The sequence below is a fragment of the Wenyingzhuangia sp. IMCC45467 genome (genome assembly GCF_054111205.1).
The window spans coordinates 1-24,917 of record NZ_CM134196.1 but is presented as its reverse complement, the minus strand read 5'-3'; the positions used below and the strand labels follow the sequence as shown (position 1 = coordinate 24,917).

The 24,917-nt window shown below is 30.8% G+C and carries 24 protein-coding genes; 10 read left to right on the top strand and 14 right to left on the bottom strand.

The genetic code is table 11. The features are described from left to right. Positions 1 to 280: 280 nt before the first annotated feature. The 4 genes from ACXGQT_RS00120 (at position 281) to ACXGQT_RS00105 (ending at position 5,759) form a co-directional block, all read left to right on the top strand. Positions 281 to 2,080 (top strand): hypothetical protein, encoded by a 1,800-nt coding sequence (locus ACXGQT_RS00120; RefSeq protein WP_457829416.1) that lies wholly within the window; start codon positions 281 to 283, stop codon positions 2,078 to 2,080. A gap of 288 nt (positions 2,081 to 2,368) precedes the next feature. Further along, entirely contained in the window at positions 2,369 to 3,832 is a 1,464-nt protein-coding gene (locus ACXGQT_RS00115) for a circularly permuted type 2 ATP-grasp protein (RefSeq protein ID WP_457829415.1), read from the top strand. Positions 3,833 to 3,836: 4 nt separating this feature from the next. Continuing rightward, entirely contained in the window at positions 3,837 to 4,766 is a 930-nt protein-coding gene (locus tag ACXGQT_RS00110; RefSeq protein WP_457829414.1) for an alpha-E domain-containing protein, read from the top strand. Between the two features lie 72 nt (positions 4,767 to 4,838). Beyond that, entirely contained in the window at positions 4,839 to 5,759 is a 921-nt protein-coding gene (locus ACXGQT_RS00105; RefSeq protein WP_457829413.1) for a transglutaminase-like domain-containing protein, read from the top strand. 50 nt (positions 5,760 to 5,809) lie between these two features. Here ACXGQT_RS00105 and ACXGQT_RS00100 read toward each other — a convergent pair whose 3' ends face one another. Next, positions 5,810 to 7,219: an ArnT family glycosyltransferase gene (locus tag ACXGQT_RS00100; protein WP_457829412.1), complete on the bottom strand. Its 1,410-nt coding sequence runs from the start codon at positions 7,217 to 7,219 to the stop codon at positions 5,810 to 5,812. Continuing rightward, the gene (locus tag ACXGQT_RS00095) at positions 7,219 to 7,977 is read right to left on the bottom strand and encodes a glycosyltransferase (protein WP_457829411.1); all 759 of its coding nucleotides are present in this window, start codon (positions 7,975 to 7,977) and stop codon (positions 7,219 to 7,221) included. The genes ACXGQT_RS00100 and ACXGQT_RS00095 overlap by 1 nt, the downstream gene beginning before the upstream one ends. A 256-nt stretch (positions 7,978 to 8,233) precedes the next feature. On the opposite strand from ACXGQT_RS00095, the gene trxB reads away from it, so the two are divergent. The 3 genes from trxB (at position 8,234) to ACXGQT_RS00080 (ending at position 10,920) form a co-directional block, all read left to right on the top strand. After that, on the top strand, positions 8,234 to 9,181 hold the full coding sequence (gene trxB / locus ACXGQT_RS00090) for a thioredoxin-disulfide reductase (RefSeq protein WP_457829410.1): 948 nt from the start codon (positions 8,234 to 8,236) through the stop codon (positions 9,179 to 9,181). A gap of 143 nt (positions 9,182 to 9,324) precedes the next feature. Next, the gene (locus tag ACXGQT_RS00085; protein WP_457829409.1) at positions 9,325 to 10,344 is read left to right on the top strand and encodes a DUF4421 family protein; all 1,020 of its coding nucleotides are present in this window, start codon (positions 9,325 to 9,327) and stop codon (positions 10,342 to 10,344) included. A gap of 66 nt (positions 10,345 to 10,410) precedes the next feature. Continuing rightward, complete coding sequence (locus tag ACXGQT_RS00080; RefSeq protein WP_457829408.1) at positions 10,411 to 10,920, top strand: hypothetical protein; 510 nt, start codon at positions 10,411 to 10,413, stop codon at positions 10,918 to 10,920. Between the two features lie 72 nt (positions 10,921 to 10,992). Here the strand turns inward: ACXGQT_RS00080 and ACXGQT_RS00075 are convergent, their stop codons facing one another. The 9 genes from ACXGQT_RS00075 to ACXGQT_RS00035 all read right to left on the bottom strand — a co-directional run bounded on the left by ACXGQT_RS00075 (position 10,993) and on the right by ACXGQT_RS00035 (position 19,732). Next, positions 10,993 to 11,808 carry an enoyl-ACP reductase FabI gene (locus ACXGQT_RS00075; protein ID WP_457829407.1) on the bottom strand — a complete coding sequence of 272 codons (816 nt, stop codon included), beginning with the start codon at positions 11,806 to 11,808 and terminating at the stop codon, positions 10,993 to 10,995. Between the two features lie 136 nt (positions 11,809 to 11,944). Next, positions 11,945 to 13,603: a DNA repair protein RecN gene (gene recN / locus ACXGQT_RS00070; RefSeq protein WP_457829406.1), complete on the bottom strand. Its 1,659-nt coding sequence runs from the start codon at positions 13,601 to 13,603 to the stop codon at positions 11,945 to 11,947. 16 nt (positions 13,604 to 13,619) lie between these two features. Beyond that, entirely contained in the window at positions 13,620 to 14,516 is an 897-nt protein-coding gene (gene porD, locus ACXGQT_RS00065) for a type IX secretion system protein PorD (protein WP_457829405.1), read from the bottom strand. Next, the gene (gene coaBC, locus ACXGQT_RS00060) at positions 14,509 to 15,720 is read right to left on the bottom strand and encodes a bifunctional phosphopantothenoylcysteine decarboxylase/phosphopantothenate--cysteine ligase CoaBC (protein WP_457829404.1); all 1,212 of its coding nucleotides are present in this window, start codon (positions 15,718 to 15,720) and stop codon (positions 14,509 to 14,511) included. The genes porD and coaBC overlap by 8 nt, the downstream gene beginning before the upstream one ends. A gap of 6 nt (positions 15,721 to 15,726) precedes the next feature. Next, a complete protein-coding gene (locus tag ACXGQT_RS00055; protein ID WP_457829403.1) occupies positions 15,727 to 16,047 on the bottom strand; it encodes a DNA-directed RNA polymerase subunit omega in 321 nt (106 codons plus the stop codon). A 17-nt stretch (positions 16,048 to 16,064) separates the two neighbouring features. Continuing rightward, a complete protein-coding gene (locus ACXGQT_RS00050) occupies positions 16,065 to 16,877 on the bottom strand; it encodes an outer membrane protein assembly factor BamD (RefSeq protein WP_457829402.1) in 813 nt (270 codons plus the stop codon). A 12-nt stretch (positions 16,878 to 16,889) separates the two neighbouring features. Further along, the gene (gene dapA, locus ACXGQT_RS00045) at positions 16,890 to 17,774 is read right to left on the bottom strand and encodes a 4-hydroxy-tetrahydrodipicolinate synthase (protein ID WP_457829401.1); all 885 of its coding nucleotides are present in this window, start codon (positions 17,772 to 17,774) and stop codon (positions 16,890 to 16,892) included. 156 nt (positions 17,775 to 17,930) lie between these two features. After that, a complete protein-coding gene (locus ACXGQT_RS00040; protein WP_457829400.1) occupies positions 17,931 to 19,313 on the bottom strand; it encodes a trypsin-like peptidase domain-containing protein in 1,383 nt (460 codons plus the stop codon). Between the two features lie 74 nt (positions 19,314 to 19,387). Continuing rightward, positions 19,388 to 19,732, bottom strand: a complete 345-nt coding sequence (locus tag ACXGQT_RS00035; protein WP_457829399.1) for a phage holin family protein — start codon at positions 19,730 to 19,732, stop codon at positions 19,388 to 19,390. Between the two features lie 119 nt (positions 19,733 to 19,851). On the opposite strand from ACXGQT_RS00035, the gene dapF reads away from it, so the two are divergent. From dapF to mltG, 3 genes are read left to right on the top strand one after another with little or no spacing between them, the layout of a single operon-like run. After that, positions 19,852 to 20,637, top strand: coding sequence for a diaminopimelate epimerase (gene dapF, locus ACXGQT_RS00030; RefSeq protein WP_457829398.1), 786 nt, complete (start codon positions 19,852 to 19,854; stop codon positions 20,635 to 20,637). Next, positions 20,630 to 21,178: a GNAT family N-acetyltransferase gene (locus ACXGQT_RS00025; protein WP_457829397.1), complete on the top strand. Its 549-nt coding sequence runs from the start codon at positions 20,630 to 20,632 to the stop codon at positions 21,176 to 21,178. Before dapF ends, ACXGQT_RS00025 begins: the two co-directional genes overlap by 8 nt. Next, positions 21,159 to 22,181, top strand: coding sequence for an endolytic transglycosylase MltG (mltG, locus tag ACXGQT_RS00020; protein WP_457829396.1), 1,023 nt, complete (start codon positions 21,159 to 21,161; stop codon positions 22,179 to 22,181). Before ACXGQT_RS00025 ends, mltG begins: the two co-directional genes overlap by 20 nt. A gap of 134 nt (positions 22,182 to 22,315) precedes the next feature. On the opposite strand, the gene ACXGQT_RS00015 is transcribed toward mltG, so the two are convergent. From ACXGQT_RS00015 to dnaA, 3 genes are read right to left on the bottom strand one after another with little or no spacing between them, the layout of a single operon-like run. Beyond that, positions 22,316 to 23,020, bottom strand: a complete 705-nt coding sequence (locus tag ACXGQT_RS00015) for an SAM-dependent methyltransferase (protein WP_457829395.1) — start codon at positions 23,018 to 23,020, stop codon at positions 22,316 to 22,318. A gap of 1 nt (position 23,021) precedes the next feature. Next, entirely contained in the window at positions 23,022 to 23,483 is a 462-nt protein-coding gene (locus ACXGQT_RS00010) for a low molecular weight protein-tyrosine-phosphatase (RefSeq protein ID WP_457829394.1), read from the bottom strand. A gap of 3 nt (positions 23,484 to 23,486) precedes the next feature. Beyond that, positions 23,487 to 24,917 carry a chromosomal replication initiator protein DnaA gene (dnaA, locus tag ACXGQT_RS00005; RefSeq protein WP_457829393.1) on the bottom strand — a complete coding sequence of 477 codons (1,431 nt, stop codon included), beginning with the start codon at positions 24,915 to 24,917 and terminating at the stop codon, positions 23,487 to 23,489.

Here is a 24,917-nt window from a genome sequence, read left to right as displayed (position 1 = left end):
AAAATAGGAAATGAAAAACAAACATCAAGATATTATTACAAACAAAACGGGTCTTTACATACCTGTCAAATTTGATAATTTCTAAACAATATTTTATCAATAGTATTTTAAAAAAAGTAAATAATATTTATAAAAAGTTCCAATAAACTACATTTATTTTTTTAACGACTATATAGAACCGTTTACCGAAACAAACACTCTTTTAAACGATTATTAACCGACTACTTTGATTAATTAGTTTACTTTTACTTAGTAAAACTTACATAAATTTTAATTTGCTATGAAGAAAATCATCTTTTCGATGCTTACACCGTTAACAGTTTTTATGATAAGCTGTAACCCTAATAATAATGATATTAAAAATAGAGAAAAAGATATTATTATTAATACAACCGACTTATCTAGTCGTATAAACAACAATGATTTAGGAGTGATTAGTATTAAAGAAGCTCCTGATAGTGACCCTAACGATCCAGACAACCCAACTGACCCAAAAAACAATCCTGATGCTAAAACAAGTAATATTTCTAATGCTAAAACCAACAGTATTAAATATCAAAACACGGCTAGTGTTGAAAACGATATTGCCAGTAATATTCCCTTAGTAAAAATTGCAGAAGTATCTGCCCCTGTTTATCAAGGAACAACACTTAGAGCTACACATGTTGCCATTGAAGGAAATTATGCATATGTTTCTTTTAATGTAGAAGGAAATCAATATTTAGGAGCTGTGGATGTTATCAACATTTCGGATCCAACCAACCCAGTAATGGAGGTAGAAGCTATTTTTCCTAATACAGATGTAAGTGCTGTTAGTTATTATAATAATACTTTATATGTAGCAGGAGCCTCTAATGCATTAGACAATGATGGTACAGCTCCTGCTGTATTAATGTCTATTGAATTAGAAAATGGAATTCCTACAGACAATATCAGCATAATAGATATGCCTAGCTATGTGGCTACAGACGTACTTGCCAATGCTAACGGTATTTATGGTGTTTCTGGAGACAACGGAATTATAGGAAAATACAATCATAACAACAAAAACCTTAACCAGAGTCTTGTTTTAAGTGATTTAAGAGCTATTGGTAACTATGATAACAAAATAGTTGTATTAAGCGGAACAGAAGGAATTTATGTTTATAATGAAGCTAATTTAAATGAAATAAATAACTTTAGTACTAGTCAAGATATTGCGGACTCTAAAAGAACTTTAGCCTTTTATAACGATTACTTAATGGTATCTGAAGGAAAAAAAGGATTAGGAATATACAATCTAAACACTGGAGCTCCATTTACTATTTTTGAACTACCTAGTATTATAGACAACAACATAGATCCTAATGAGGTAGTTACCAATGCTGTTACAGTAGAAAACGATCATGTTTTTATGGCCAATGGTGCTGCTGGAATAGCTGTATATGATATTGAAAACGAGATATCAAGCAACCATATTATTGGAACATTAGAAATTGATGGATCTACCAATTACGTTAAAAGTAACAATGGATATATTTTTGTTGCTAGTGGAGATGGTGGTTTAAAAATTATAAAAACAGTAGAAAAAGAAATAGATGCAGAAAACACTATCAACTGTGAAGGACTGCCAGCTTATACAGGAAGTTCTTGGTTAAATATTAATTCTAACAGCCCTCAATCTTACAGCGGATCTGCAAGTTTAATGGGACTTAACATTAACGATCAATTAACTTTTTGTGGCTCTTTAGCCGTTACTTACGGATTACATGTTAATAGCCAAGGTGACTTTTACATGAGTGGCTCTTTAGCACAAGGAAGCACAACCAATCCATGGAATGCATTACAAATTAACAATTCAACCATGCACTTAGAAGGAAGTATGGTCGTTTATGGAAACATGACCATTAATAGTGGCGGAACCCTTGAGGTTTTAAGTTCAGGGTCTAGTATTACCATATACGGAGACTTAATACTAAACAATAACGCTACCATTAATTTTGGTAACACTGGAGCTACCATAACCATACACGGAAATGTTACTAAAAATAACAACCCTATTATTACTGGTAATTTTAATGACACTCTAAACAAGTTATAAATCACTTACTAACTATACTATTAAACAAAAGAGAAGCCTCTAGCATAATTGTCTAGAGGCTTTTTTATTTATATATTTTTTAAATCAGGTTAGTTAAAAAATTAATTTCTAGCTTTAAATAGATTTATCAATAAATTAACATAAAAACAATACAACATAACCTTCATTAAATCAATTATTTAACCCTTAAAAACACCTAACCTGCTATATGACAGTATAAAAACTGTTATAAAATCCTAGAAATAAAATATAAAAATCCGTTCTTTATTAAAGTAAATCAAAATAAGTATGGAATCAAAAAAAGCGTTGCCCATATTTTCATCGTATAAAACCAATGAAACATTTTACGATGAAATCTTTAAAAATGACAAAGAAATTAGAAGTGCTTATAAAGAATTATTTCAATTATTTAACGAGTACCAGGTAGATGATTTTAAACTATTAAATGAAAAAGCGAAATTATCATTTTTAAATCAAGGGATTACCTTTCAAGTTTACGACAAAACTACTGTTGAAAAAGTTTTTCCATTTGATTTATTTCCCAAAATAATTACTGCTGACGAATGGGATCATATAGAATCTGGAGCACTACAAAGAAGTAGGGCTTTAAATTTATTTTTACACGATGTGTATCATAAAAAGCAGATTATAAAAGACGGAATTGTTCCCATAGAATTAATTAGTAGTTCTGAAAACTACCTAGATCAAATGAATGGTTTAGAACCACCTGGAGGAATTTATAACCATATATCTGGAACAGATATTATAAAACATTCCGATGGAGAATACTATGTATTAGAAGACAATATTAGATGCCCTTCTGGTGTTAGTTATGTTATTAGTAATAGAGTGGCTTTAAAACGAGCTATGTTTGGAGTTTTTAACAATTACCCTACATGTTCTGTAGCCAATTACTCCGAAAATTTACTAGAAATAATGCAGTCTGTAAAACCAGCTGGTGTAGATATACCTACTTGTGTGGTTATTACTCCTGGTATTTTTAACTCCGCTTATTATGAACATTCTTTTTTAGCAAAATCTATGGGAATTGAGCTAGTAGAAGGACGTGATCTTTTTGTAGAAAAAGATTTTGTATACATGAAAACCATTTATGGCCCTGTAAGAGTAGATGTAATTTATAGACGAATAGATGATGCCTTTATAGATCCTTTAGAATTTAATCCAGATTCTGTATTAGGAGTTGCTGGGTTATTTGCGGCCTATAAAAAAGGAAATGTTACCTTGGTAAATGCCCCTGGAACTGGTGTAGCTGATGACAAAGCCATTTATACTTACATGCCACAAATTATTAAGTATTATTTAGATGAAGAACCAATACTAAACAACGTTCATACTTACCATTGTAGCAGACCTAAAGAATTGGCATACGTACTTGACAACATTGATAAATTGGTTATTAAACCCGTAGATGAATCTGGAGGTTACGGAATTTCAATTGGAAACAAATTAACAAAAGAAGAAATAGAAAAAGTAAAAGCTGTTATTAAAGCTAGTCCAAGAAAATATATTGCTCAACCTATTATGGCATTGTCAACCCACGCTACATTTATAGATGAAAAGCAATGTTTTGAACCAAGACATGTAGATTTAAGAACTTTTACTTTACTAGGAAAAGATAAAGATTTTGTATTAAAAGGAGGACTAACCAGAGTTGCTTTAAAAGAAGGGAATTTAATTGTAAACTCATCACAAGGTGGTGGATCTAAGGATACTTGGGTTTTAAAAAGATAGATTTATGTTAGCAAGAGTAGCCAACAATTTATTCTGGATGGGACGATACCTTGAAAGAACAGAACACATAGCACGATTTTTAAATGTTAATTACTTTTCATCTTTTGATGCTCCAAACGAAACATCGCAATCTAGACAATTTGCTTTAAACTCCATTGTTAGAATGATAGATGATGATCCTGATACTGGAACCATTCTTTTTGAAAAAAAAGTGCTTTTTGATGCTGCCTTAAACGATGAAAAAATATTCTCTATTAAAAGCTATTTTAGAATGGCCAGAGACAACGCTTCTGGAGCAAGAGATATGATCTCTTCAGAATTATATGAGTCTATTAACAAATTACATCATTACATCAATAATTACTCTATAGAATACTTTACAGAAAGAGGACTAGATGAATTTACTACGTATGTAGCAAAAGCCGTTGCAGAAATCAAATCTAACATAATCACAACAATGATGCACGATGAAGTGTATTGTATTACCAAACTTGGAATTAACTTAGAAAGAGCTTCTGATGTAATTAGAATTATAGATACAAAATATAAGGATGCTTTAAGTGTTCAAGACGAATCTGAATTTTCTACCTCTTACGAGTGGACTACACTATTAAAATGTATTCAGTCTTTTGACATGATGAAACGTCATTATAAAAAAGCACCTACAAGTAAAAACACATTAGATTTTTTAATTTTAAATCCTGAATGCCCTAAATCTGTAATGAGCTGTTTAAACAATGCAAAATACTATATTGATTATTTAAACATTCACGGAAATTTAAATGCTGCTTTTTTAATAGGGAAACTTACTGCAAAATATCATTATGGACGTATTGATGAAATTGAAATAAGTTTTCATGAGTTTATTCAAGAAATTATTAGTGAATTAGATGAGATTTGTCTTCAAATAGAAGAAGAACTGTTAAAGCATTAATTAACAAATATTTGGGTATTAATAAGTTATATATATTATATTTGCGTATTACTCATTTAATACCCTACTATTATGCAATATTATTATAATATTAAATATACAACCCATAACACATACGAAAACCCTGTTAGCAATGCAATGTGGCAGTTTTTAATTGAGCCACTAAATAACGACTCTCAATTTATAGAAAATTCTACTTTTTTAGAAACTTCAGATATTTCTCTAAGCTCATCAATAAATGGATACGGATTTAAAACTTTTAAAGTAATCCCTAAAAACACTATCACTGATATTGTCTTTAATGCCTCTTTTTCATTGGTTAAAAACAATAATGAAATAAATCCATTAGAATCTAGAATCTATACTAAAGATTTAAACGAACTTAATAGTGATGCTTTTAAAATTGAATATCATCCTTTTTTAAAAAGTACTCAACTAACAAGTTTACCTACAGATAAAAAAGAACTGTTTTTGTTTGATGCTAATAAAAGTACTTTTGAAAACTTAAAAGCCTTAAATAAATGGATATATCTGTTTATATACTACACTACAGGAGTTACAAATAACAAAACTGAGTTAAAAGATATTATCACAAATAATAAAGGGGTAGCACAAGACTTTAGCCACTTATTTTGTGCTATGGCAAGACAACATGATATTCCTACTAGGTTTGTAACTGGTTTTTTAAATCAAGAAACAGACTTGTTTGGAAAAACTGAAGTACATGCTTGGGCAGAATGTTATATCCCAAATATAGGATGGGTTGGTTTTGACCCTACTAACAATATGTTGGCAGACTTTAATCATATTAAAATAGCACACGGTAAAGACTATCAAGACTGTGCTTCTTTAAAAGGAATTGTTTTTAGCTCAGGTAAAAGCACTACAAAATATAATGTTAAAGTAACTGTAAAAGAGTTTAAAGAAGAGTTATCATCTACTTTAAATAACATTTCAACTTACAACCTAATTAATAACAAAAAAACACATTAACGTTTTTTACATTACAAAAAAGCTGTTACAAAAATTTGTAACAGCTTTTTTTATGGGTTATATATAAATAACTTAGATTTTTTATTTATACCTACTAAAGTCAATTGCTCTTTAAAAACGGTTGGCATGTTTTTATAATGTGAATTTCTTGACAAAATATAAAAAGGATATTCTTCCTTTAATAACACTTCCAACTCATCAGAAGTTTCTATTACTTTTATTTTTCCAGAAGTATAAAACTGCGAAGAATATGATTTAAACTCCCAAGCATATACATCAGTAATATTGGTGCGTTTCATTTCTTTTAAAATATGTTTGTCTGTGTTTTGCCAACCAGTATCTGTGTAAAAAGTATTCATTCCTATAAAACCAATAAACACCAAAACGGGAACTATCATTGCTCCAATAATCCAAGCTTTTTGCTTTTTATAATTTTCAAAATAATGCATTACTAATAATGCTAATGGAATAGTACAAGGTAAAGTATAAGTGTGAATTAAACTTTTTGACACCGTAAAAAACAAGGGTGTCCATAACATCCAAAACCAAAGATATGTTACCCATTTGTCTTTAATTATTTCATTTTTATTCTTAATTCCTTTTGCTATTATAAACTGAACCCAAGGAAGTGAAAACAAAAACAAAAACAACCAAATCATCCCCATAGGTTGTTGTTTAGCAAAACCATACTTATCCCCTTTCCAACCAGATTCAAAAAACCTTTTATAGTGTTCTCCTACAAAAAAATAATCTATAAAGCCTGGTGTTCTAACTTCTGCCCAATAATACCAAATAAAAGAAATTCCAAAGGCTAAAATCATTCCTGGAATCCAAAAAGCTTTTTTAAAAAACGTTAATAATTGACCTTTATATAAACAAGACCATATAAATATAGGCGGTACAGTTAGCACCAATGCTATAGGTCCTTTTGCTAACATTCCTATAGCCACACCTACCCATGTAACAAATTTCCATGCTCTTTGGTTATAATTATCTTTTAAAGAATTCCAAAAACCAATCATAATAAAAGTAATCCCTACAAGTAAAGAAGAATCTGTAGACACTACTCCACAATGAATGTAGTACTCTGGTATGGTAAATAAAACCAATGCAAACCAATATTTTTGTTTTTTATTAAAATCAAACGCTTTGGCTACAAACACTATTAAAAAAACTTGCAATAAAAACGAAGGAAAACGAGCTGCGAATTCATTTACTCCAAAAACTTGATAACTAAAAGCTGAAATCCATGTAGACATAGGTGGTTTAGCCCAAAAAGGCACTCCATAGTCTATTTGAGGAGTAACCCAGTTTCCTGTATCATACATAATACGTGCTATTTCTGCGTATCTTGCTTCTGTTTTATCTAATAATGGAAGCCATGCACTAACTAACAAACGAAGTCCTGCTAGAAAAAAAACAGTAATTTCTAGTGCATATTTTTTAATATTTGAAATCATTAGTTTTTATAGTTTTTGTAAGCTTTGTTAATTTTAAGTAAATCTAACCATAACTTAAAAAAATAAGTCATTTTCACTTTAGAGTCTCCTTTATCTACCCATTTTCTCAAGGGAATTTCTTTCATTTTTACTATGGCTACTTCCCTACTGTAAAAATGAATAATTCTAAAAAATATTTCCACATCGAACAACCATTTTGAAATAAAAGGTTTGTTAAAAACCACTATACTTAACTCTTTATTAAATACTTTAATTCCACACTGAGTATCATACACCCCTAGCTTTAATATATTTGATATAAAAGTGGCTATAATTCTCCCTGTAAAAAACCTAAAAGAACTTCTTTCTATTCTTGATCCTAACTTTTTAATTCTAGAACCAAAAACAAAAGTCAACTTACCACTAAGCTTTCTACTTATTCTGTAACATTCTCCTAAAGGAGTGGCTAAGTCGGCATCTAAATAAGCTATTTTATGAAAGTTAAAATTGTCAGCACAATAATTCATCCCCATTTTAGTAGCTCCTGCTTTTCCTTGGTTTTTTCCACAATCAAAAACAGTAATTTGTTGATTTGATTTTTTTTCAAAACCTCTTAAAATTTCTAAAGTACCATCTGTAGACCCATCATTAACAAAGCAAATAGCTACATTTTCTTTGTTTTTTAAAAAAGAAAGAAACTTCTTTTCTCTCAATGATTTAGACTCATTGTAAGAAGGAATCACAATGATTAAATCATACTCTTTTGCAGTATCTAACATAAGTTTGTTGAATAACTTTTATAGGGAAATTACACGTTCTTTACCTTAATTTAACGCAATTGTAAAAATAGCATTATTTATGAATCTAAAAAATGAATTAACTTATCGTTTTATGCACATAAGACATTGTAAAATCTATAAAAAACATCATTGTTAAAATTGATGTGTAGATTGTTAAAAGTTATAAACATTAATCCTTATAAAGTGTAAAAAAGATTTATTTTAGCGACTCATAAATTCTAAAAATATAGAGAATATGTCAGATACTATTGAAAGACTTAAATGCTTGATTATTGGATCAGGTCCTGCAGGTTATACTGCTGCTATATATGCTTCTAGAGCAGATTTAAAGCCAGTAATGTACACGGGAATGCAAATGGGTGGACAGTTAACCACTACTACTGAGGTTGACAATTTTCCTGGTTATCCTGAAGGTACAGATGGTACTGCTATGATGGAAGACTTAAAAAAACAAGCAGAACGTTTTGGTACTGAAGTTCGTTTTGGAATGGCTACTGCTGTAGACTTTAGCAACAAAATTGGTGGAATTCACAAAGTAACTATTGATGGAAACAAACAAATTGAAGCTGAAACAGTTATTATTACTACAGGGGCTACTGCTAAATATTTAGGATTAGAAAGTGAAGAACGTTTAAAAGGAGGTGGAGTTTCTGCTTGTGCTACTTGTGATGGATTCTTTTACCGTAAACAAGATGTTATTGTAGTAGGAGCTGGTGATACAGCTGCTGAAGAAGCAACTTATTTAGCTAATATTTGTAACAAAGTTACCATGTTGGTTCGTAAGGATTATATGAGAGCTTCTAAAGCCATGATTCACAGAGTTGAAAAAACTGAAAACATTGAAGTTTTATACAATACTGAATTGGATGAAGTTTTAGGAGATAATGTTGTTGAAGGTGTTCGTGTGGTGAATAACCAAACTAACAACAAGCATGAAATTGCTGTTACAGGTGTATTTATTGCTATTGGTCACACTCCAAATACTGAAATATTTAAAGATCAGTTAGAAATGGATGAAACCGGTTATTTAATTACCCATGGAAAATCTACCAAAACTAACAAACCTGGTGTGTTTGCTGCTGGTGATGTACAAGATCATGAATACAGACAAGCGGTTACAGCTGCAGGTACAGGATGTATGGCTGCATTAGATGCTGAGCGTTATTTAGGAAGTTTAGAATAAGCTTTGGTTTAAACCATATATAAAAAAACCTTCACAAGTGTGAAGGTTTTTTTATTGACAAAATTATCTATTTTAAAAACAGTTTTTTGTTATTTTACTATCTTAACCATCAAGTATTTATTCAGCAACAATAACTCTTTTTGATGAACAACTTTTTGACACTAATCTTTTTATTAACTTATATAAATTTGTTTTGTCAGAAAGTAAAAGACACTACTTATATAAAAGACCTGAATAAAAAAATAAGTCTAAAGTTAACAACCAGTAACAAATCTGAAAGTTTTTCGGTTAAAAGTCCACAACAAAAATATGAGCTTGCTCCCAATACAGAGTACATCACCAAATTAGGTTTTAACTACCGTTTTATTTCTTTTTCCTTAAAATTACCCACTGAATTTATTACAGACTCTTATTATAATGACCGTAAAGGAGCTACTAAAATATTTTCTTTTGATATTAATTTTTTTACAGAGCATTGGCATCACTATTTATCAATAAATAAAACGAAAGGATATTATATTACAAATACAGAAGATTTTATAAATAATTGGGATCCTAAAACTGATGATTATATACAATTCCCTGAACTCGTTTACACAGCATTCTCGGGAATTAGTTCTTATGTTTTAAACCCAAATTTTTCTTTAAAATTCATAACCAATCAAAACGAAAAACAACTTAAAAGTGCTGGTAGCTTTATTCCAACCATTACCTATAAATACTATAGCATTGATAATAAAGAGGCACTGACTACTACTAACTCAACTCAAAAATCTAAAATTCTAGAAATTGTTCCTGAAATTGGTTATTACTATACCCATGTACTCAATCAAAATTTTTATTTTTCTGGAGGAATCACAAGTGGTGCAGGATATAAAAACACTCAATTACTTACCCGATATATGAGTAATTCAATCCGTAGTAAAAATCATAACATCATATTACAAGCTGGAGCTGAATTGACTATTGGCTATGATGATGAATACTTTTTTTCTGGACTTAAATTAGCCAATACATGGAACCAAGAAATCATGAAAAATTCAAACACTACCAATTTACATAATGAAGTTTTCTTTCGTTTTTTTATTGGCTATAGATTTAATGCTCCTAAAAAAATAGATACCTTTATCACCGATAAAATTTTATCGAAAATACCTTTCTAAAATTATATAATGTACCCTATTAAACCTTTACAATAAAACAAAGTCTTATCTCAAAAAAAATAACAAATGGCAAAAAAGACAAGTAAGTACATGAGAATTGTTCATAGATACTTAGGATTTTTTTTAATTGGAATTATGAGTGTTTATGCACTAAGTGGAGTTGTCTTAATTTTTAGAAATACAGATTTTTTAAAAAAAGAAACAACTATTGAACGTGAAATAGGAAAAAACATTCCTAATAAAGAGTTGGGTAGAAGTTTAAGGCAGAAAAATTTTAAAGTTTTAAAAGAAGAAAATAACGTAGTATTCTTTAAAAACGGTGAATATAATAAACAAACAGGTGTTGCCAATTATACTACAAAGAAACTTCCTTATGCTTTACATCAAATGACAAAGCTACACAAAGCAAATTCAGATCATCCTTTATTTTGGTTAAACATCTTTTTTGGAGTTTCATTATTATTCTTTTCTATATCATCATTCTGGATGTTTATGCCTAAAACAGCTATTTTTAAAACAGGAATGTGGTATACCTTGGGCGGAATTATTTTAACATTGGCTTTATTGTTTATTTAGCTTTAATACTATACATCATAAAAAAAGCCTTCACATTTGTGAAGGCTTTTTTATTTTAACATTTTATGCAAACTACTCTTGATCATCAAAAGCAGCCATAATTTCATTAGAAACTCCCATGTTAGAGAAACCTCCATCATGGAATAAGTTCTGTAATGTTACTTTTTTAGTTAAGTCAGAGAATAATGTAATAGTGTAATCTGCACATTCTTGAGCTGTTGCATTTCCTAATGGAGACATTTTTTCAGCGTAGTTGATAAATCCAGAAAATCCTTTTACTCCATTACCAGCAGTAGTTGCCGTTGGAGATTGAGAAATTGTGTTTACACGTACTTTGTGATCTCTTCCAAAGAAATACCCAAATGAACGAGCCACAGATTCTAAATAAGCTTTGTTATCAGCCATATCATTATAATCAGGGAATACTCTTTGTGCTGCCATATAAGTTAAAGCAACAATAGATCCCCATTCTGCCATAGCATCTTTTTTATATAAAACTTGCATTACTTTGTGAAAAGACAATGCAGAAATATCAAAACCTTTATGAGTAAAATCGTAATTATTATCTGTATAGTGAATTTTTTTACGAACGTTTACAGACATTCCTATAGAGTGTAAAACGAAATCAATTTTACCACCTAAAATCTCTACTGATTTTTCGATTAAATTTTCAATATCTTCTAACTTGGTAACATCAGCAGGAATAATTTCAGAACCTGTCTTTTCAGCCAATTCGTTAATTTCTCCCATACGCATTGCGATTGGGGCATTTGTTAAAACAAAAGTAGCTCCTTCTGCATGTGCAGACTCTGCTACTTTCCAAGCAATTGAATTAGAGTCTAAAGCTCCAAAAATGATTCCTCTTTTACCTTTTAATAAATTGTACATATATAAATAATGGTTAATTGTTAATGGTTAGTAGTTAATGGTGATTGATAAATAATTAATTCATTTCACTCTATAATAGATACCAACTACCTAATACCAGCTACCAAATACTTTTGGCAAATATAAGTTTTTCCACTTAAATACTTAGCAATTGTGATGCATGTTCTATAGCCGACTGAGATTTTTCCTTTCCTCCTAGCATTTCTGCTATTTCTTCTACTCTTTCATTCAAGGCTAATTGCGTTAAATAACTAATGGTTTCATTACCTTCTACTTTTTTATACACTTTGTAATGTGTTTTAGCTTTTGAGGCTACTTGTGGTAAATGTGTAATGGTGATAACTTGCATATTTTGTCCCATAGTATTCATTACATCTGCAATTTTAGTAGCAACATCACCAGAAACTCCTGTATCTATTTCATCAAATAAAATAGTGGGTAAACTCACAAATTTTGATAAAATCATTTTAATTCCCAACATAACTCTAGAAAGTTCCCCTCCTGAAGCTACTTTTTTTAACAAACCAAAATCAGAACCTTTGTTTGAGGATAGTAAAAAAGAAACATCATCAATACCAAATTCTGTAAATTCTTTTACTGGCTGAATATCTACCACAAACTGTGCATTTTCCATGCTTAATTTAGCCAATACTTGTTCTAATTCTTTTTTAAAGTTTGTAACTACTTTTTTTCTATTATCTGAAATAGTTTTGGCTATTTTTAATGTTAATGCCTTTTGCTCTTTCACTTTATTTTCAGCATCTTTTAACAAATCTGCAGCATCTTCAACTTGCCCTACTTTTTCTGCTAATGTATCTCTAACAACTATTAACTCTTCTAAAGAAGTTACAAAGTGTTTTTTTTGCAAATCAAATAATAGGCCTAACCTATCATTTAAACTTTCAAGTTCTTCAGGATTTGCTTCTACTTTTTCGGCATGTTTTTCTAGTTCAAAAACCAAATCATCTAATTCAATTTTTAAACTTTTAGCTCTTTCGTGCATAGATGCATATTCTCCATCAAAAGAAGCTATTTTTCCTAAAGCATTTTGTAATTGATTTAATAAATTTTGTACTCCTATTTCTTCTTCGGTGGAAATTTGCAAACTTTCGAACAGATAAGTTTTAATGTCTTCTGCATGAGATAATTTTTCTATTTCTAATTCCAAAGTTTCTATTTCATCAACTTCTTTTAGTTTTGCATTTTGCAATTCTTTATACAAATGCAAATTATATTCATATTGTTGCTGTGCTTCTTCTTGATTGGCTTTTAGTACTGCTAATTCTTTAACCGCTTTTTTATACTTTTTATGTTCAGATTGATAGTTTTTTAATATCTCTAAATTACCAGCCAAGGCATCTACTACATAAAACTGATAGTGTTTATCTGATAACGATCTTGTATTATGTTGTGAGTGAATGTCTAACAAATACTCTTTAAGTTCTTGTAAAGCTTTTAAATTAACAGGAGTATCATTAACAAAAGCTCTTGATTTTCCGTTAGGTAACAATTCCCTTCTTATAATTGTTAAAGGTTCATAATCTAACTCTAAATCATCAAAAATTTGTTCTATTTTATAGTTTCCAATTTCAAATTCAGCCTCTATCACACATTTTTTATCCTTATCCTTTAAGTTAGTTAAGTCTGCTCTATTTCCTAACACTAAGCCTAAGGCTCCTAAAAGAATAGATTTACCTGCACCTGTTTCTCCTGTAATAACGGAATACCCTTGAGTAAAATCTATTTGCAATCTCTTGATCAAAGCATAATTTTGAACAGATAGTGAAACTAACATAAAAGCGAATTAAAGTTTATAAAGAATTTATTTGTCTCCACTTTTTAGAGTTTGTAGAGGAAACTCTTTTTAATATTGATACTAGCTCTGAAGTATCTACTGCTGAATTGTTTTGAAAGATATTTACAATTTCATCAGCTTTTGCATCCATAAAAATACGAATCATAAAACTATTCGGATTTTCATCGTACATTTTTTCTAAGAGCTGTAATTGTTGAATCATTTTTGAGGCTGCTGCTTTTTGATTTCTTTCAAAAACATCCATCACATCATAATGATATTGAAACATTAATTTTCTGTATAACTCACTAGCTGAAGCCAACATATTATCTACTAATGTAAACCGAGTAATGTTTCCCTTGCTATTTTCCCATCCCAAATAACCAGATTGTTGTGCTTGATTGGCAATAGCTAAAGCAGTATTTAAATACGGAGTTCCTCCTTGTAAACTAAAAGTATCCACATACATTCCTAAAATTAAATACGCATAGTATGACAATGTAGAAACCAAGTTAGACTCAAAACCATTAGGGTTGTAGTTTATAGGCTGAAATTCTGTGTATTGAAAAGAAAAACTATTGTCTTTATAGTTTAATAGAGGACTGTAATAACTAGAGTTATATACTGGTCTTGATGCTTGTACTTGTATAGTACCTACAAAAGTATTTGTAGATTTTTGTTCTGTTAACAAAATAGTAACAGCACATTTTATTTTTTCATGATCTTTAAACGCAACATTTGTCCATTGCGTTTGATTCATAAATTCTGTTAAAGAATTCTCTAAGGTTTTAAAAATCTGATTATTAGACACCTGTATTTGATCTGCATTCACCGTTACATTACAGTTTAATTCCTGTGCTTTTACTAGCGAAAAAGCAAGTAGAAAAAAACAGAAAATTAATTGTTTATACATGTAACTTATGAGTAATAACAGTTAGAATATCTTGAGCAACTTCTGCTTTAGATTTCATTTCAAATCTTTGTAAATTAAAATCTTTATCAATAATAGTAATTTTATTGGTATCTGTAGCAAAACCTGCTCCTTTATCTCTTAGCGAATTTAATACAATTAAATCTAAATTTTTACGAGTAATTTTACCTTTTGCATTTTCTTCTTCATTATTAGTTTCCAATGCAAACCCTACCAACAATTGTTTCTTTTTAATGGCTCCTAAAGAAGCTAAAATATCCTTTGTTGGTGCCAATTGAATATCTAAACTAGTGTCTTTCTTTTTTATTTTTTGAGTGGCTACATTTGCAGGTTTATAATCTGCAACCGCTGCTGAGCAAATAGCAACATCTACATTTTTGTAATATTCATGGCAAGCAATATACATATCTTCTGCACTAACCACATCAATTCTTTTTACAAAGGAATGTGCTATTTTTTGATTTGATGGTCCACTAACTAAAATAACTTCTGCCCCTAAATTAGCAGCTCTTTTTGCTATTTCAAAGCCCATTTTACCAGACGAATGATTTCCTATAAAACGTACAGGATCTATAGCTTCATATGTTGGTCCAGCCGTAATTAATATTTTTTTTCCTTTTAATGGTAACTTAGACTGAATGTCTTTTTCTATAAAAGCAACAATATCTTCGGGTTCTGCCAACCTACCTTCACCCACCAAACCACTAGCCAACTCACCACTAGTTGCAGGAATACAAATGTTTCCAAAAGAAGTCAGTTTATCAATACTATCTTTTGTTGATGGATGTTGATACATATCTAAATCCATAGCCGGTGCAAAATACACAGGACATTTAGCTGATAAATAAGTTGCTAACAGTAAATTATCACAAACTCCATTGGTCATTTTAGCCAAAGTGTTTGCCGTAGCTGGAGCAATAAGCATTAGATCTGCCCACAGTCCTAAATCTACGTGATTGTTCCAAACAGCATTCTCATCTTCTTCATTATAAAAAGTAGAATGTACTGGATTTTTAGATAAAGTAGAAAGTGTTAACGGTGTAACAAATTCTTTAGAAGCAGGTGTTTGTACAACTTGTACATGTGCACCTGCTTTTATAAATTGTCTTACCAAATGAGCCGTTTTATAGGCAGCAATGCCTGCACTAACTCCTAATAAAACTTTTTTCCCATCTAATATACTCATAGAGAATTACTCTTGACCTGGTTTTCTGTGGTATACTTTTCCTGCTAACCACTCCTCAACAGCAATAGCATGAGGTTTTGGCAATTTTTCGTAAAATTTAGAAACCTCTATTTGTTCTTTATTTTCAAAAACTTCTTCTAAACTATCGTTGTATGTAGCAAACTCTTCTAATTTATCTACCAACTCCTTTTTTAAATCACTACCAATTTGAGTAGCCCTTTGTGAAATAATTGAAATCGCCTCGTAAATATTTTGCGTTGGCTCTTCTACTTTTGATTTGTCATAAGTAATTGTTGACAAAGGAGCTTCTGTTTTTTTGTAATCCATGATTTTATATAATTATCTTAACTATTTTGTTCTTGTTTTGGCTGACTTTCTTTTAACAATTTGTTATACAAATCGTCAGCTTCTTTTGAATATTCTGAATTTGGAAATGCTTTTTTATACCTTGTATAAACTTTTATTGCATCTTTAATTCTATCTTCTTTTTTATAATAAATACTATTAATTCCTAATTCATAAGCCGATTTAAACTTATAAAACATTGCTTGTTCTTTGTAAGATGTTCCTAAGTAATCAAAAATCACATTGTCAAAAGCTACAATTGCAGACATGTAATTACCTATTTTGTAGTACTGTTTAGCTATTTCAAAGGCTTTGGTTTCTAACTTGTAACTTAATGCATTCATTCTTTCGTTAGCATCAGCAATTTTTTCCGAATCAGGGTTTTTATCTATAAAACTCTGAAAAGCTTCCATTGCTTTTTTAGTATCTGCCTGATCTATACTATATTTTGGAGATAGGTTAAAATAACTTTCGGCTATTTGATATTGAGCCTCTTCTAACTTTGTACTTTTAGGAAAACTTCTAATAAATTTTTCGTAGTAATAAATAGCAGTTGTATAATCTCCTATTTGAAAATTCCCATCTGCCAACCTGTAAACAACAACCTCTTTTTGTGGTTTGCTTTCATAAGATGGTAAAATAAGTTCAAACAATCGATTTGATTTTTGGTATTCTCCCTCTTTATACAAATCGCTTGCCATCGTATATCTTTCTTCAGAAGTACCTTTGTTTAAAACCTTATTGTACTTACCACACGATGCTAATAGGACTACTAATCCTAAAACTAAACTTAACTTTACACTTTTTAACATAAATTGATTTTATTACGAAGCAACGTAAAAAGATTCTACAAATTGCTTCAATTCACCTTGTAATTTATCGGTAGCTTTTACCAAAGGCAACCTTACACTACCATTACAATGTCCTAATATTTCTAACAAGGCTTTTACTCCTACTGGGTTTCCCTCAGAAAAAATTAAACCTATACTTTCTTGTATTCTATACTGTGTTGCAAAAGATTTTCTTGCTTTGTCTAACAACCCTAAACGAACCATATGACTAAATTCACTTGGAAAAGCTTGACCAATTACAGATATTACACCTGCACCTCCTGCTAATACTATTGGTAAAGCAATCATATCATCACCTGAAATTACTAAAAAATCATTAGGAACCAACTTTATTAATTTTAAAGCTTGATCCATATCTCCTTTTGCTTCTTTTATTCCAATAATATTAGGAATTTCAGCCAATCTTGCTACCGTTTTTGGCGACACATTAGAAGCTGTTCTTCCAGGTACATTATACAAAATAATATCTACAGGACAAACTTCTGCTATGGCTTTGTAATGTTGATAAATTCCCTCTTGAGTTGGCTTGTTATAATACGGTGATACTGATAAAATGGCATTTACACCTGTAAAATTAGTATTCTTTATTTCTTGAATAACAGCCTGTGTATTATTACCTCCAATTCCTAAAACAATTGGCAATCTTCCTGCGTTTGTATTGATAATAGTTTTTTTAACCAATTCTTTTTCTTCATTGGTTAAAGTTGCTACTTCTGCAGTAGTCCCAAGAACTACCAAGTATTCCACAGCATTGTCTATTTGAAACTCAACCAGCTTTTCTAAAGCCTGAACATCTACATTTCCCTCTTGATTAAATGGGGTTACTAACGCTACACCTGTACCTAAAAAAATACTCATCTCTTACTTACGTTCTTTTATTAATTATGCTAGCGTGCAAATTTACGATTTTATTTAGATAAAATCCACTCAAATAATCACACATACACATTTAGCTATAATAATTTAACATAAATAAAAAATGAGTATTTTTTTTAGCAGTATAAATACTTAGTTTTACCAACCTCTAGAAAAAGTTTCTCTTTCTCCGTTTAGATTAATAACTATTAATTTATTAATATTTTCATCATGTTCAACCTCTGATTTAATCTTTTCAATATCAGACAAGCTATTAATTTTATAATTATTAATAGATAAAATTACATACCCTGGTCTAATTCCTAACTTTTGTAAATCTCTATTGTTTATTTTCTTTACAACTAACCCAGTATCAATATCTAATTTTTTCTTATAAGCATCTGGCAATCCTCCAAACTGAATCCCAAAAGCTTCAGTAATCATGTCGTTAATTTCAGATAGTTTTACTTTAAAATCTTTAGCAACTCCACCTCTATTAACCGTAACCAATACTTCATCTCCTGGTCTTTTAGCTGTTAACTGTCCCACTAAATCGGCAAACTTATGAATAGCAACATTGTTAATTTTTGTAATGATATCTCCTGATTTTAATCCTGCTTTATATGCTCCTGTATTAGCTGACACCTCTGATATATACACTCCATTAACATCTTCTTTTAACTCAGTAGAAATTCCTAAAACAGCTCTTTTTACCATTCCATTTTCCATTAAATCTTCCACCACCCTTTTTGCAATGTTTGAAGGAACTGCAAAAGAATATCCTACAAAAGATCCTGTTTGAGATGAAATTGCTGTATTAATCCCAATTAATTCTCCTCTTGTGTTTACCAATGCTCCTCCGCTATTCCCTGGATTTACTGCCGCATCTGTTTGAATGTATGATTCAATTCTACCATCACCTTCTAAATCCCTTCCTTTTGCACTTATAATTCCAGCTGTTACCGTTGATGTTAAATTATAAGGGTTTCCTACAGCCAAAGCCCATTCACCAATTCTAGTCGAATCAGAATCTCCAAAAGTAATATAAGGTAAATCTTCTGCATCTATTTTTAACAAAGCAATATCAGTTGATGCATCTGTACCTATTAATTCTGCTTTATATCTTTTTTTATTGTTTAATACAATTTCTAAATCTGTAGCATTGTCAATTACATGATTATTGGTAATTATATAACCATCCGGAGAAATTAACACTCCACTACCTGTTCCTACTTTTTTATACTCTCTTCCATAACTTTGCCCATAGAAGAACTGAGCAAAAGGATTTTGTTGCACCCCCACAGACGTATTAGTAACATGCACAACAGCATTGACCGTTGCCTCAGCAGCTGTAGTGAAATCTACAGAATTTTCTGCTGCTACTAATTTTGAATTACTTGTATAAACAGGAAAATGATTTACAGTTTCTGTTTCTTGAAGCTGTGATGGTTTTTCTTGAGAATTTATAAGCGTATGATAGAGTCCTAATGAAATAAAACCTCCCAACAGAGCTACCACGAATAACTTAATGTTTTGTTTCATAATAATTATTTTTTGTGTTACAAAACCAAATTTTCAAAAACTGTGCCATTGGAAAAACATCAACCATAACACTGTCAATCTTTCAGTCCAAACACAGCATACAATACTGACTCTAAAACAGATAGCAACAAACTAAATAAAATAGCTATTCCAATACCATCTACTGTAAATCCAGATATTAGAGTATCCGCCATATTGATTATTATAGCATTGATAATTAACAAAAACAACCCTAAAGTCAACACTGTTATTGGCAAAGTCAATACAATTAAAATAGGCTTTACTAATAAGTTTAAAATACTTAAAATTAATGCTACCCAAACAGCAGTTCCCAAACTTGCTACTGCAACCCCAGGCAATAAATTTGCTATTAGCACCACTGCCAAAGCATTTACTAATAATTGAACAATTTGTTTCATCTTTTTTCTTTTAAAAATACAACCTATTTAAACGAAACACAAAATTCTGTTCAATCTATTCTTAGTATTATGTGCTCTCCTATTTTTCTTTGTATTTTTGTGTGATTAAAATTTTAGAAATGGATATTACTTTTTATAAATACCAAGGAACAGGAAATGATTTTGTTATTATTGACAATAGAGATCTTAGTTTTCCTAGAGAAAATACCGACTTAGTACACTTTTTATGTGATAGACGTTTTGGTGTTGGAGCTGATGGATTGATGCTATTAAATCCGTCTGACCAATATGATTTCACTATGATATATTACAATGCTGACGGGTCTGAAAGTACCATGTGTGGTAATGGCGGACGTTGTTTGGTTGCTTTTGCTCACAAACTTGGCGTTTTTGAAAAAGAAACCACATTTGATGCCATTGATGGTTTGCATTATGCTAGCTATGAAAACGGAATTACCAACTTACAAATGATTGATGTAAACAGTGTTGAGGTATATAAAAACCACTGTTTTTTAAACACAGGATCTCCACACCATGTTCAACTTGTAGAAGACCTTGGTTCTTATGATGTAAAAAATAATGGTGAAAAAATTAGATATGGTGCTCCTTATTTTACTGAAGGAACCAATGTAAATTTTGTAGAGTCATTAAATAATGATAAATTTAGAGTAAGAACCTACGAGCGAGGTGTTGAAGATGAGACACTTGCCTGTGGTACTGGAGTTACAGCAGTAGCCATTGCTATGTACGAACAAAAACAAACAAGCAACACCATAATACCTTTACAGGTAGAGGGTGGTGAATTAGAAGTTTCTTTTGAACCTACCGAAAGTGGCTACAAAAATGTGTTCTTAAAAGGACCTGCTACATTTGTATTCAACGGAAACATCACATATCATGGGTAAGCTAACAGGAAAAAACATCAGACTACGTGCTCTTGAGCCAACAGATTTAGACTTTCTATACAATATAGAAAATAATGAAGCTTACTGGGAAGTCAGTAACACTCAAACCCCGTATTCTCGTTATATCCTAAAGCAATATTTAGAAAATGCTCATTTAGATATTTATGAAGCCAAACAATTGCGTTTTGCCATAGAAAATAAAAAACATCAAATTGTGGGTATGATTGATTTATTCGATTTTAGCCCACAACATTTAAGAGCTGGTGTTGGTGTATTAATAGACCTAAGCTATCAACAAAAAGGCTACGCTACAGAAGCTATTAAACTGCTAAACAAATACGCATTTTCGTTTTTAAACCTAAGACAGTTGTATGCAAATATTACTGTTGACAATAAAAAAAGTATTCAATTATTCGAAAAAACAGGATATCAATTAGTTGGTATTCGTAAAGACTGGATTTTTAGCAACGGGGATTTTAAAGACGTTGCCTTTTATCAGATCATTCACCCTTCAATTTTACATGAAAAAAACATATTATAGCCTAGGTGCTTTTAGCCTAGCAATTATCTTTATAGGACTTTATTTTTATAATGTTATTTACAGTAACCAAATAAAACAAGACACTAAAGTATATATCAAATCAACAGATTCTTTAGTACAAGTCATTAATAACTTAGACAGTATTTGCAACAATATTAATCACATCAAAACTGTAGCTTCGTTAAAAAAATATAATCACATAAAACCAGGAATGTACCTATTAAAAAACGGTATGAGTGCTAGTGATATTATTAACCTACTTCGTAGTGGACAACAAACTCCTGTTAAGGTTACCTTTAACAATCAGAATTATATAGAAGATTTGGCAGGGAGAATTTCTCATCAAATTGAAGCAGATTCTATTAGTGTTTTAAATAGTTTAACAAATCCTGACTTTTTAAAACAAGAAGGTTTTAATCACAAAACAGTATTAAACATGTGTATGCCTTATACATATGACTGTTATTGGACTATTAGTCCAAACAAACTAAGAAGTAAATTGTTAAACGCCTACAAAAGATACTGGAACACCGACAGAGTTTCTAAAGCAAAAAAATTAAATCTAAGTCAAAATGAAATTATTTCATTGGCCTCTATTGTACATAAAGAAACCCAACACAAACCCGAAAGAAAAAAAGTTGCAGGAGTCTATTTAAACAGAATTAGAGTAGGAATGCCACTACAAGCAGACCCTACTATTGTGTATGCTTTAAAAGAAAAACACGGAAGAGACACAGTCATTAAAAGAGTATTAAAAAAAGATTTAGGAATAAATTCTCCTTACAATACTTATATCAACAGAAACATTCCTCCATCTGCGATAGCCATGCCAGATATTGATGCCATTGATGCTGTGTTAAATGCAGAAAGACACCCTTATTATTATTTTTGCGCAAGTCCTGACAAATTAGGAACACATAATTTTGCCAAAAACTTAAGTCAACACAACAGGAATGCAGCAGCCTATCAACGTTGGTTGAATAATCACAGAATACACAGATAAAAAATTTATTGTACAAACAGTTCTCGACTTCGCTTGAAACACCTATTAAACTAAATCATCAAGCGGAGTTAAAAAACAGTATCCAAGTACAAGAATTTAAAACTCAAACGGATTACTTTCTAGTGAACACTAAATTAAGCGTGAATAATAAAAATGGCTGGAATTTTATGAATTTCAGGTTTCTGATTTTTCCATTCAGCTACGGTAAAAGTTCTGATATACTCTGACGGCATAGTAATATCTGCAGCAATACAAAGTTTAGTAGATGGAGATAAAGTTGCTTTTAAATCATCTAACATTTTATGATTTCTATAAGGTGTTTCTATAAAAATTTGAGACTGCTTATGGTCTTTAGACAAACGCTCCAAACGTTTTATTTCTCTTTTTCTATCTCCTTTATCAATAGGCAAATAACCATTAAAAGCAAAACTCTGTCCATTCATTCCAGAAGCCATCATAGCCATTAAAATAGAAGAAGGCCCTACCAACGGAATAACACGTATTCCTTTTTTATGTGCTAATGAAACTACATCTGAACCCGGATCTGCCACAGCAGGAACTCCTGCCTCTGATAACAAACCTATAGAAATTCCTTCCATACAAACATCTAAATAAGTATTTACCTCTACAGGATCAACATACTTATCAATTAACTTTAACTGTAAACTTGGTTGAGATTTGGTAGGTGTGATTTTTTTAATAAAACGCCTGGCTGACTTTTCATTTTCTACAATAAAATGAGTTAAACTTTCTACCACAGACTTTACAGAAATTGGCATTACCTCTAAAGGTTCATTATCTCCTAAAGTTGTTGGTATTAAGTACAAATGTCCTTTCATTTTATCGGTTTATTTTTTTGATAATAATATCACAAGCTTCATTTAACATTTGATAAACCTGCTCAAAACCATTGTCCCCTCCATAATAAGGATCTGGAACAGAAATATCCTCTCTTGGGTAAACAGCTTTCATAATCATGCTTATTTTAGCTCTTTGCTCATCAGTAGAAGCCATCATTAAAATATGTCTATAATTAGACTCATCCATAGCATAGACATAATCAAATTTATCCAAATCTGATTTTTCTATCTTTCTTGCTCGTTGATCTGTAATATCAATTCCATGTTTTTTTGCTACTGCTATAGATCTAGCATCAGGTAAGTTTCCCACATGATACGCTCCTGTTCCTGCAGAATCTACAAAAACCCCTTCATTTTCAATTTTAGATTTTAAAATACCCTCGGCCAAAGGCGACCTACAAATATTCCCTAAACAAACCATTAAAACCTTAACTGGTTTCATACACTAAAATGATAATTTTTTAGAAATATCATCTACATATTTCTTAAACTGTTTATCAGTAGCCGTTAAATTATCTACTGTTTTACAAGCATGTAGTACGGTAGCATGATCTCTTTTTCCTATTTGAGAACCTATACTTGCTAATGATGATTTTGTTAGTTTTTTAGAAAAATACATAGCCAATTGTCTCGCTTGTACAATGTGACGTTTTCTTGTTTTAGACTGAAGTGTAGCCAAATCAATTTCAAAATATTTAGAAACAACTTTCTGTATATAATCTACAGAAACCTCTTTCTTGGTATTCTTTACAAACTTATCTACAATAGTTTTAGCCAAAGTAAGGCTAAACTCTTTTTTATTAAATGCCGATTGCGCTATTAAAGAAGTAACAACTCCTTCTAATTCCCTAACATTTGTTTTGATGTGTTTGGCGATAAACTCAATTACTTCTTCAGGAACCTCTACTCCATCTCTGTACAATCTGTTCTTTAGGATGTGGATTCTAGTTTCAAAATCTGGTGCTTGTAATTCTGCTGACAATCCCCATTTAAAACGAGACAACAAACGTTGCTCTATGTCTTGCATGTCTACTGGAGCTTTATCAGAAGTTAAAATCACCTGTTTTCCATTTTGATGCAATTCATTAAATATTTGGAAAAATGCATCTTGAGTTTTGGTTTTTCCTGATAAAAATTGAATATCATCAACAATTAACACATCTATCATTTGATAGAAATGTAAAAAGTCATTTCTATTGTTATTCTTTAAAACAGCATCACCATATTGTTGAATAAATTTTTCCGTAGAAACATATAAAACTGTTTTGTCTGGATATTTATCTTTTACTTGTACACCAATGGCATGTGCTAAATGAGTTTTCCCTAAACCAACTCCACCATAAATCATTAATGGATTAAAAGAAGTTCCTCCTGGTTTATTAGCCACAGCCATACCTGCAGATCTTCCTAAACGGTTAGATTCTCCCTCCATAAAGTTCTCAAAACAATAATTTGGATTTAAGTTAGATTCTACTTTAACTTTTTGTAATCCTGGAATAATAAAAGGATTCTTAACCTCTCTGCTTATACTCTTTGATGGAAAATTTACGTTTTGAGGTTGCATTGGAGCCCTGTTTGAACTCGGAATTTTAACCGTTTGAGGTACTTTACTACTATATGAATTCTCTAATCTTACATCATACAACAAACGAGCTTCTTTACCTAACTCTCTAACAAGTGCACTTCTTAAAATTTTTACATAATTTTCTTCTAAAAACTCGAAGAAAAACTTACTAGGTACTTGAATTGTTAACGCTCCTCCTTCTAATTTAACCGGGACAATTGGCTCAAACCAGGTCTTAAATCCAACTGGCGTAATATTATCCTTTATAAATTCTAAGCAAGCAGCCCAAACAGTCTCAGCAGTTTTAATCAT